This window comes from Mycobacterium sp. (assembly GCF_049647605.1).
In the GTDB taxonomy this organism is placed as follows: Bacteria; Actinomycetota; Actinomycetes; order Mycobacteriales; family Mycobacteriaceae; genus Mycobacterium.
Window position 1 is genome coordinate 1 of sequence record NZ_JBARXZ010000013.1, and the last position, 9,201, is coordinate 9,201.

10 protein-coding genes are annotated in these 9,201 nt (G+C 67.3%); 4 read left to right on the top strand and 6 right to left on the bottom strand.

The window, feature by feature from the left end:
- Positions 1–88: 88 nt before the first annotated feature.
- From WBB07_RS01595 to WBB07_RS01610, 4 genes are read right to left on the bottom strand one after another with little or no spacing between them, the layout of a single operon-like run.
- Positions 89–514: a molybdenum cofactor biosynthesis protein MoaE gene (locus WBB07_RS01595; RefSeq protein WP_526304094.1), complete on the bottom strand. Its 426-nt coding sequence runs from the start codon at positions 512–514 to the stop codon at positions 89–91.
- Positions 511–999 carry a MogA/MoaB family molybdenum cofactor biosynthesis protein gene (locus WBB07_RS01600; protein ID WP_526304096.1) on the bottom strand — a complete coding sequence of 163 codons (489 nt, stop codon included), beginning with the start codon at positions 997–999 and terminating at the stop codon, positions 511–513. The genes WBB07_RS01595 and WBB07_RS01600 overlap by 4 nt, the downstream gene beginning before the upstream one ends.
- Positions 989–1,480: a cyclic pyranopterin monophosphate synthase MoaC gene (moaC, locus tag WBB07_RS01605; protein WP_526304098.1), complete on the bottom strand. Its 492-nt coding sequence runs from the start codon at positions 1,478–1,480 to the stop codon at positions 989–991. The genes WBB07_RS01600 and moaC overlap by 11 nt, the downstream gene beginning before the upstream one ends.
- 2 nt (positions 1,481–1,482) lie before the next feature.
- Complete coding sequence (locus WBB07_RS01610; RefSeq protein WP_526304100.1) at positions 1,483–1,680, bottom strand: hypothetical protein; 198 nt, start codon at positions 1,678–1,680, stop codon at positions 1,483–1,485.
- Between the two features lie 56 nt (positions 1,681–1,736).
- Between WBB07_RS01610 and WBB07_RS01615 the strand changes: the two genes are divergently transcribed.
- Together WBB07_RS01615 and WBB07_RS01620 are read left to right on the top strand one after the other, a co-directional pair.
- Complete coding sequence (locus WBB07_RS01615) at positions 1,737–4,007, top strand: helicase-associated domain-containing protein (protein ID WP_526304101.1); 2,271 nt, start codon at positions 1,737–1,739, stop codon at positions 4,005–4,007.
- Positions 4,008–4,100: 93 nt separating this feature from the next.
- Positions 4,101–5,750, top strand: a complete 1,650-nt coding sequence (locus WBB07_RS01620; RefSeq protein ID WP_526304103.1) for a DNA repair helicase XPB — start codon at positions 4,101–4,103, stop codon at positions 5,748–5,750.
- A 22-nt stretch (positions 5,751–5,772) separates the two neighbouring features.
- On the opposite strand, the gene WBB07_RS01625 is transcribed toward WBB07_RS01620, so the two are convergent.
- Both WBB07_RS01625 and WBB07_RS01630 read right to left on the bottom strand, forming a co-directional pair.
- Entirely contained in the window at positions 5,773–6,765 is a 993-nt protein-coding gene (locus WBB07_RS01625) for an LLM class F420-dependent oxidoreductase (protein WP_526304105.1), read from the bottom strand.
- Between the two features lie 48 nt (positions 6,766–6,813).
- A complete protein-coding gene (locus WBB07_RS01630; protein ID WP_526304107.1) occupies positions 6,814–7,350 on the bottom strand; it encodes a TetR/AcrR family transcriptional regulator in 537 nt (178 codons plus the stop codon).
- Positions 7,351–7,425: 75 nt separating this feature from the next.
- Between WBB07_RS01630 and WBB07_RS01635 the strand changes: the two genes are divergently transcribed.
- Together WBB07_RS01635 and WBB07_RS01640 are read left to right on the top strand one after the other, a co-directional pair.
- Positions 7,426–8,643 carry an FAD-dependent oxidoreductase gene (locus WBB07_RS01635; RefSeq protein ID WP_526304109.1) on the top strand — a complete coding sequence of 406 codons (1,218 nt, stop codon included), beginning with the start codon at positions 7,426–7,428 and terminating at the stop codon, positions 8,641–8,643.
- 9 nt (positions 8,644–8,652) lie between these two features.
- Positions 8,653–9,078, top strand: coding sequence for a pyridoxamine 5'-phosphate oxidase family protein (locus tag WBB07_RS01640; RefSeq protein ID WP_526304111.1), 426 nt, complete (start codon positions 8,653–8,655; stop codon positions 9,076–9,078).
- The last annotated feature ends 123 nt before the right edge of the window (positions 9,079–9,201 follow it).

Below are 9,201 nucleotides of genomic sequence, written 5' to 3' on the forward strand. Positions count from 1 at the left end.
ACTGCACTCAGGGTCGTGCCGTTACCGGCACAGCCGCCCTGGCTGCAGTCTCGACGTCGTCGTGGAGCTTTTTCGGTCGTGCCGCCGGTCAGGCGCTGTTGACCCACTCGTCGGTGCCGTCACCGAAGAACTGGTGCTTCCAGACGGGCAGACGCGACTTCACGGTGTCGACCAGCAGCGCACAGGTCTCGAAGGCGGCACGGCGATGATCAGCGGCCACGGCGGCCACCAGGGCGGCGTCTCCGATGGCCAGCGGCCCGACCCGGTGGCTGGCGGCAATCGCACGCACCCCGACGGCTTGTTCGGCGATCTCGGCCAGTACTTCGGCCAGTGTCTGCTGCGCCAGCGGGTGCGCGGAGTACTCCAGCCGCAGCACCCGGTTTCCGCCGTCGTGGTCACGGACCACTCCGGCAAATCCGACCACCGCGCCGGCGGCGTCGTGGGCCACCAGCTGCTCGTGTTCGGTCAGCGAGATCGGCGCCTCACTGAGCGCGGCCCGCATCACCAGCGTCATCGTCGATGGTCCTCTCCGGCCAGCTGATCCAGTGCGTGATGTACGACGTCGGTGAGCACCGACAGCCCGTCGCGCACCCCGCCGGGTGAACCGGGCAGGTTGACCACCAAGGTGCGGCCGGCGACACCGCAGACTCCGCGGGACAACACCGCGGTCGGCACCTTGGGCAATCCGGACCGGCGGATGGCATCTGCCAGCCCGGGCACCTCGTAGTCGAGGACGGCGACGGTCTGTGCCGGTGTGGCGTCGGTGGGCGACAGACCGGTTCCCCCTGAGGTGATCACCAGGTCGACGCGCTTTTCGATGGCTGACCGCAACGCCTGCCCCACCGGATCACCGTCGGCGACAACATCGATACCGGGCTCTGGAAACCCTTGCTGGACAAGCCATTGCGAGATGATGGGGCCGCAACGGTCCTCGTACACACCCGAGGACGCCCGCGTCGAGGCGATCACCACCCGCGCGGTGCGCGACTCACTGGTCACGGTGCCAGCTGCCGGTGCGGCCGCCGACCTTGCTGAGCACCCGCACATCGTGGATGCTGGCGCCGGCGTCGACGGCTTTGATCATGTCGTACACGGTCAGTGCCGCGACGCTGACCGCCGTCAGCGATTCCATCTCCACACCGGTGCGGTCGGTGGTCTTCACGGTGGCGGTGATGTCGATACTCTCGGTTCCGACCTCGAACTCGATGTCCACCCCGGTCAGCGCCAGGTGATGACAGAGCGGGATCAGGTCGCTGGTGCGCTTGGCCGCCAGGATCCCGGCCACGCGTGCCGTGGCCAGCGCGTCGCCTTTGGGCAGCCCACCCGAGGAGATCAGGGCAACCACCTCGGCAGTGGTGCGCAGTGTTCCCGCCGCCACCGCGACACGTTTGGTCGCCGTCTTGTCCGAGACGTCGACCATGTGCGCCGCACCCTGTTCGTCGAGGTGCGACAGGGGGTTGGAACCAGCGCCGCGAACCACCGTTACCGGTTTACGACGGTGACCGGGTGGATGTAGGGCAGCTCCGATGCCGGCACCGGGAACACGATGTCACCGAACGGGGACAGTGATCCGGTGCGGTCAGAGACCAGCTCGCTCACGGCATGGTCGTCGGGTCCGACCTCCGGCCAGCCGTTGTCGACGTACTTGTTGTTGTCCGAGTTGTCAGCCACGACAGCCATTCTGTCAGGTGATGGATTGATGGCGCGCACCAGAACCTGTTTTACGCTGGTCAACGATGACCAAGCACACCCCGGGCGCGCCGCTGGCCGCCTGGCTGGCCGATCTGTCCGATGAGCGCCTCATCGGCCTCCTCGAGATGCGGCCCGATCTCGCCCAGCCGCCGCCGGGCAGTATCTCCGCGCTTGCCGCCCGCGCCCAGGCCCGGCAGTCGGTCAAGGCCGCCACCGATGAGCTGGATTTCCTGCGATTGGCGGTCCTCGATGCCCTGCTGGTGCTGCAAGCCGACTCTTCGCCGGTGCCGGTGACCAAACTGCTCGAACTCGTCGCGGACCGGGCACCTGAATCGGTGGTGATGGAGGCGCTCGACGATCTGCGCCACCGGGCACTGGCCTGGGGTGACGCGCAGGTGCGGGTGGCCACCGAGGCCGCCGCCGGCCTGCCCTGGTACACCGGCCAAGTCATCCTGGAGGATCCCGCCCGGACCTCGGCGCAGATTGCCGAACAGCTGGGCAAGCTCGACGAACCCCAACACGACCTGCTGAAACGCCTTCTCGAAGGCTCTCCGGTGGGCCGCACCCGCGATGCCGCCCCCGGCGCCCCCACCGACCGTCCGGTGCCGCGGCTGCTCGCGGCCGGCCTGTTGCGCCAGGTTGACGACGAGACCGTGATCCTGCCCCGCCAGGTAGGTCAGGTGATGCGCGGGGAGGAACCCGGACCGCTGCACCTGACCAGCCCCGAACCCACGGTGGCCACCGCCACGATCCGTGACGTCGACGCGGTGGCCGCCGGCGCGGTCATCGACATGATGCGTGATGTCGACGTGCTGTTCGACACGCTGGGCAGCACGCCGATCCCGGAACTGCGCAGCGGCGGGCTCGGGGTGCGCGACATGAAGCGGCTGAGCAAGCTCACCGGTATCGCCGAACCACGACTCGGGTTGATCCTCGAGGTGACGGCGGCATCGGGTCTGATCGCCAGCGGCATGCCCGACCCGGATCCCGGGGACGGCACCGGCCCTTACTGGGCGCCGACGGTTGCCGCCGACCGGTTCAGCGAGTTGCCGCTGGCGCAGCGTTGGCAGTTGCTCGCACAGACCTGGCTGGGGTTGCCGGCCCGGCCGAGCCTGATCGGCCACCGCGGGCCCGATGGCAAGCCCTATGCCGCGCTCTCTGATGCGCTGTACTCGACGGCGGCCCCGCTGGATCGACGGCTGCTGCTCGAGGTGTTGTCCGGGCTCCCCAAGGGCGCCGGGGTGGATGCGGCGTCGGCGTCGCAGGCGATGATCTGGCGACGCCCCCGCTGGTCGGTGCGGCTGCAACCCGAACCCGTGGGACACCTGTTGGAGGAGGCGCACGCGCTCGGGGTGCTGGGCCGTGGGGCCCTCACCACACCGACGCGGGTGCTGATCGACGAGGTTGGGGACAGCGCCGACCCGGCTGTCGCGGCGATGACGAAGGTGCTGCCACCGCCGATCGACCATTTCCTGGTGCAAGCCGATCTGACTGTGGTGGTGCCCGGCCCGCTGGAGCGGGATCTGGCCGACGAGCTGGCCGTGGTGGCGACTGTCGAGTCTGCGGGCGCTGCCATGGTGTACCGGGTCAGCGAACCGTCGATCCGGCGTGCGCTCGATGCCGGCCGTTCGGCCAGCGCATTGCACGCGTTTTTTGCCAAGCACTCCAGGACTCCGGTGCCGCAGGGGTTGACGTATCTGATCGACGACGTGGCCCGCCGCCACGGCCAGCTGCGAATCGGGATGGCGTCGTCGTTCATCCGGTGTGAGGATCCGGCGCTGCTCACGCAGGCCATGGCGCTGCCCGCAGCCGCGCAGTTGGAACTGCGCCTGGTGGCTCCGACGGTTGCGGTGTGCCAGGCCCCCATCTCCGATGTGCTGGCGGCGCTGCGCGCTGGGGGTCTGGCCCCGGCGGCCGAGGATTCCTCGGGCGCGATCGTGGACCTGCGCTCCCACGGTGCGCGGGTGCCGACGCCGGCACAGCGCCGCTTCTTCCGTCCCTTGCCGAGCTCACCGAACCGGGACACCCTGGGGGCGGTGGTTTCGGTGCTGCGCAAGGTGGTGGCGCTACCGGTGCCCGGCTCGGGCAGCGACCGGGTCGATCCGGCCCGTGCCATGTCGCTGCTCCAGCAGGCGGCGTACCAGCAGGCGTCCGTCGTCATCGGTTACATCGATCCGGCCGGGGTGGCCACCCAGCGAGTGGTCGCTCCGGTCTCGGTGCGCGGGGGCCAGTTGATGGCCTTTGACCCGGCCTCGGGCCGGGTCCGGGACTTCGCCATTCACCGCGTCACATCGGTGATGTCGGTCGAAGACTGATAATGAAGGGATGACTGCGCGCCACCGGCTGCGTTGATCAGGGGGCAGCCCCGGCTGGTGAGGGGCAACAAGCGATGAACAGGAATAGCGCCGATGACTGACGGACCGCTGATCGTCCAATCCGACAAGACCGTGCTGCTCGAGGTCGATCACGAGCAGGCCGGCGAGGCGCGCGCCGCCCTTGCCCCGTTTGCCGAACTGGAGCGCGCACCCGAACACATCCACACCTACCGGATCACCCCACTGGCGCTGTGGAACGCCCGGGCGGCGGGCCATGACGCCGAGCAGGTGGTCGACGCGCTGGTGAGCTTCTCGCGGTATGCGGTGCCGCAGCCGCTGCTGGTCGACATCGTCGACACCATGGCCCGCTACGGCCGGCTGCAGCTGGTCAAGAGCCCGGTGCATGGCCTGGTGCTGGTGAGCCTGGATCGGGCGGTGCTCGAGGAGGTGCTGCGCAACAAGAAGATCGCCCCGATGCTGGGGGCACGTATCGATGCCGACACCGTGATCGTGCATCCCAGTGAGCGCGGCCACATCAAGCAGGTGCTGCTGAAGATCGGCTGGCCGGCTGAGGATCTGGCCGGCTACGTCAATGGGGAGGCGCACCCGATCACGCTGGCCCAGGACGGCTGGCACCTGCGCGACTATCAGGAGATGGCCGTCGACTCCTTCTGGGCCGGCGGCTCGGGCGTGGTGGTACTGCCGTGTGGTGCGGGCAAGACGCTGGTGGGTGCGGCGGCAATGGCCAAGGCCGGGGCCACCACGCTCATCCTGGTCACCAACACCGTCGCCGGCCGACAGTGGAAGCGGGAGTTGATCGCCCGCACCTCGCTCACCGAGGAGGAGATCGGCGAGTACTCCGGGGAGCGCAAGGAGATCCGCCCGGTCACGATCGCGACGTACCAGGTGATCACCCGGCGCACCAAGGGTGAGTACAAGCATCTCGAGCTGTTCGACAGCCGCGACTGGGGCCTGATCGTCTATGACGAGGTGCATCTGCTGCCCGCACCGGTCTTCCGGATGACCGCCGATCTGCAGTCACGGCGCCGGCTCGGTCTGACCGCCACCTTGATCCGGGAGGACGGCCGTGAAGGCGACGTGTTCTCGCTGATCGGGCCCAAACGCTATGACGCGCCGTGGAAGGACATCGAGGCGCAGGGCTGGATCGCACCCGCCGAATGCATCGAGGTCCGGGTGACCATGACCGAGAACGAGCGCATGCTCTATGCCGTCGCAGAGCCCGAGGAACGCTACAAACTCTGCGCCACAGCACATTCCAAGATCGCAGTGATCAAGTCGATCCTGGAACGGCACCCGAGTGAGCCGACGCTGGTGATCGGCGCCTATCTGGACCAGCTCGACGAACTGGGGGCCGAATTGGACGCCCCGGTGATCCAGGGGTCCACCAAGAACGCCGAACGCGAAGTGCTTTTTGATCAGTTCCGGCGCGGCGAGATCCGCACCTTGGTGGTGTCCAAGGTTGCCAACTTCTCCATAGACCTGCCGGAAGCCTCTGTGGCAGTGCAGGTTTCGGGAACCTTTGGTTCTCGCCAAGAGGAGGCCCAGCGGCTGGGGCGGCTACTGCGCCCCAAGGCCGACGGTGGCGGTGCGGTGTTCTACAGCGTGGTCGCCCGCGACAGTCTCGACGCCGAGTACGCCGCGCATCGCCAGCGTTTCCTGGCCGAGCAGGGCTACGGGTATGTGATCAAAGACGCCGACGACCTGTTGGGCCCGGCGATCTGAGGCATTCCGGGACCGTCCCGAGCTACTGCAGTGCCGGGATGACCTCACGTTCGAAAAGCTCGATGCCGGAGCGGTCGTAGGCAGCTTCGGGGAAGTAGCAGATCACGTATTCGCAGCCCAGGCCGCGCAACCGCTGCAGCGCTTCCACCACCTGCTCGACGGTCCCGGCACCCGAACCGGGGCCGCTCATCGACGAGATCATCGCGTCGGCGGCGTCGTCACCGGCGACTCCGCTGAGCCGGGAGCGGACTCGCTCGAATCGGTCCTTCACGTCGGCCTCGGAGGTTCCGATCACCACGTTGACGTTGGAAGAGCGGACGATGGCATCGAAATCGGTGCCGACCTCTTGGCAGTGCTTGGCCAGGATTTCGGACTTGTCGGCGAAGACGTCTGGAGCGGAGGCGAAGTTGGTGTACTGGGCGTACTGCGCCGCGATCCGCAGCGTCACCTTCTCGCCGCCGCCGGCGATCCACAGGGGAATTCCGTCGGCCTGCAGCGGCTTGGGCGCCACGATCGCCCCGTCGACCTGATAGTGCTTGCCCTCGAAGCTGACCACTCCGTCGCGCCAGGCGTCGCGCATGATCTGCACGCCTTCATCCAGGCGCGCCAGGCGCACCCCGGCCGATGGGAAGCCGTAACCGTATGCGCGCCACTCGTGTTCGTACCAGCCACCGCCGATCCCCATTTGCACGCGCCCGCCGGAGATGATGTCTGCGGTGGCGGCGACTTTGGCCAGGTAGACCGGGTTGCGATAGCTCAACGCGGTGCACATCTGGCCGAGCTTGATCCGTGAGGTGGTGGCGGCGTAAGCCGACATCAGCGACCACGCCTCGTGGGTGGCCTCACCGGTGGGTATCGGCACCGTGTGGAAGTGGTCGTAGACCCATAGCGAGTCCCAGGATTCGCCACGATCAGCGTAGGTGGCGAGCTCGCTCATCACCGCCCACTGCTCTGCGGGGTCGATTCCGACCAGATCCAGACGCCAGCCTTGCGGGATGAACAATCCGAAGCGCATGGCACCCGACTCTAGTCCGGTGGCCGGGGAGGGCAAGGAGGGCGGGCGCTACAGGCCGAGAGCGGCCAGTCCGCCGGTGACCGCCGCGACCCGGAGTGCACCACCGGGTACGTCGGGGAATTGCAGGCAGCAGTCCTGTAGTCCACCGAAGGCGATCGTCCCGCGCACCGACTGTTCGAGAGTCTGGTCCGCGCCGAAAACCTGTTGGGTCAGTCGCTCACGCCAGGCGAGCATGCTGTCGATGAGGCCGAGATCGGCCAGCGTACTCAGCTCGGCGACCATCAATAGCAGGTCGGCGCGAAAGGTGTAGAAGTAGTCGAAGTAGCGTTCGAGGATTTCTTGCGGCGTCAGCTCCGGATCCGCCTCACAGTCGCGGACCATTTGCTCTCCCCCGTCGATCAGGGGTTCGACGATGCTGCGCACCAGGTCTTCGCGTGACGTGAAGTGGTAGTACAGCGCGGGTTTGGTGATGCCGAGTCCCGCCGCGATGTCCTGCAGGCTGGTGCGCTGCACTCCTTTCACCGCGAAGAGCTCGCGCGCGACGTCCTGGATGCGCCGGCGGGTGTCTGAACGGGGCGAACTCACGTACCCACCCTAACTGACCAATCGTTAAGTAAACTGCTCCACGTAGCTTACCGACCGTTAAGTAAGGAGCGATTCATGCGTGTTTTGATCTCGGGAGCGAGCATCGCCGGCCCGGTGTTGGCGTACTGGCTGAACCGTCGCGGATTCGACGTCACGGTGGTGGAGCGGGCGCCGGCATTACGCAAGACCGGCGGCCACGCCATCGACCTGGTGGGGCCGGCGATGGATATCGCTGCGCAGATGGGCGTCGCGGACCGGGTCCGCGACCACGCCACCGGGACCGAGCGGCTGGTCGTGTATCGCGCCGGCGCGGCTCGCCCGGCCCACATCGACTACCAGAAAGTGGTCGCCACCATGTCCGAGCGACACGTCGAGATCATGCGTGACGATCTCAGCGAGATCTTCTACGACGCCGGCCGTGTGGGTGTCGAATACCTCTTCGGCGACCACATCACCGCTATCGACGACGACGGCCAGGTGAGTTTTGCCCACGCCGCCGCGCGCCGATTCGACATCGTGGTCGGCGCCGACGGTCTGCACTCCGGAGTCCGCCGCCTCACCTTCGGCGACGAGGCCGGCCACACCGAGTTCCTCGGCGCCTACCTGTCAGTGGCGTCCTTGCCAAAAAGCCTTGCCAGAGAGGGAGAGTCGACGGTTTATGCGGATGTCGGCCGGACCGCGATGATCTACACCGCCGATCATCTCGACGATGCGCGGGCGGTCTTCCTGTTCCGTCCGGATGGGCCGACCGAGTATGACCACCGCGACGACGCCGCACACCGGCAGCTGCTGCGCCGGCAATTCTCCGGGATGGCGCCACAGGTCGACCAGTGGCTGGGTGAGGTGGATGGCGCCTCCACGTTCTACTTCGACGCCATCACACAGCTGCAGCTGTCCAGTTGGTCGCGCGGGCGGGTGACCCTGGTCGGCGATGCCGGGTACTGCCCCGGCCCCGCCGTCGGCGGCAGCACCAGCCTCGCGGTGATCGGCGCCTACGTCCTGGCCGGCGAGCTGGAGCGGGCGGGCGGTGACCACACCGCAGCGTTTTCCGCCTACGAGCAGGTGATGCGGCCGGCGGTCCTCGGTGCCCGCGCGCTGGCGAAGGGTGTGGCCAAGGGGATCCTGCCGTCATCGCGACTGGGCGTCCAGGCTCTCATCGTGGCGGGCCGGCTGATCTCGGCGCTGCCCACCGCGGTGACATCGCGGGTGGTCGGGTTCAACGACAACGGCATCCGGATCTACGACAAGATCAGTGTCCCCGACTACGCCGATCCGGTTGGGCTGCGTGGCTAACCTGGGTAGATGGCCCTTTCCAAGGATGAACGCGAGCAGTTCCTGGCAGAACCTCACATCGCGGCGCTATCGGTGTTCGCCGGTGACAACCGCGGGCCGTTGACGGTCCCGATCTGGTATCAGTACTCCCCCGGCGGTGAGCCATGGGTGCTCACCGGTGCGGGGTCCCGGAAAGCCCGGCTGATCGAGGCGACGGGGTTCTTCTCGTTGATGGTCGAACGACTCGAACCCACCGTCCGCTACGTCGCGGTCGACGGTGCGGTCAGCCGGATCGAACCCGGCACCGACGCCCAGATGGAGGAACTAGCCCACCGCTACCTCGACGACACGGCAGCCAAGGGGTATCTGGAGTTCGCGAAAGCCAATTTCGGCGATCACGTTGCGATCTTCCTGCAACCGCAGCACTGGGCGTCTGCCGACATGGGCAGCTTCTAGTGGTGTGTCACGCAAATAGCTAACTGCATGTTCGGTATTCTTCGTGGGTGAGCGCATCACCAGCAGCGGCCCTGTCGATGACGGCGGCCGAGCGTGAGACTTTGGAGACGCTGGAGCGGTCGC

Coding starts and splice junctions, on each gene's coding strand:
- WBB07_RS01615 (WP_526304101.1), top strand. CDS start 1,737: ATGACCAAGCACACCCCGGGCGCGCCGCTGGCCGCCTGGCTGGCCGAT.
- WBB07_RS01595 (WP_526304094.1), bottom strand. CDS start 514: ATGACGCTGGTGATGCGGGCCGCGCTCAGTGAGGCGCCGATCTCGCTG.
- WBB07_RS01635 (WP_526304109.1), top strand. CDS start 7,426: ATGCGTGTTTTGATCTCGGGAGCGAGCATCGCCGGCCCGGTGTTGGCG.
- WBB07_RS01625 (WP_526304105.1), bottom strand. CDS start 6,765: ATGCGCTTCGGATTGTTCATCCCGCAAGGCTGGCGTCTGGATCTGGTC.
- WBB07_RS01610 (WP_526304100.1), bottom strand. CDS start 1,680: ATGGCTGTCGTGGCTGACAACTCGGACAACAACAAGTACGTCGACAAC.
- WBB07_RS01620 (WP_526304103.1), top strand. CDS start 4,101: ATGACTGACGGACCGCTGATCGTCCAATCCGACAAGACCGTGCTGCTC.
- WBB07_RS01640 (WP_526304111.1), top strand. CDS start 8,653: ATGGCCCTTTCCAAGGATGAACGCGAGCAGTTCCTGGCAGAACCTCAC.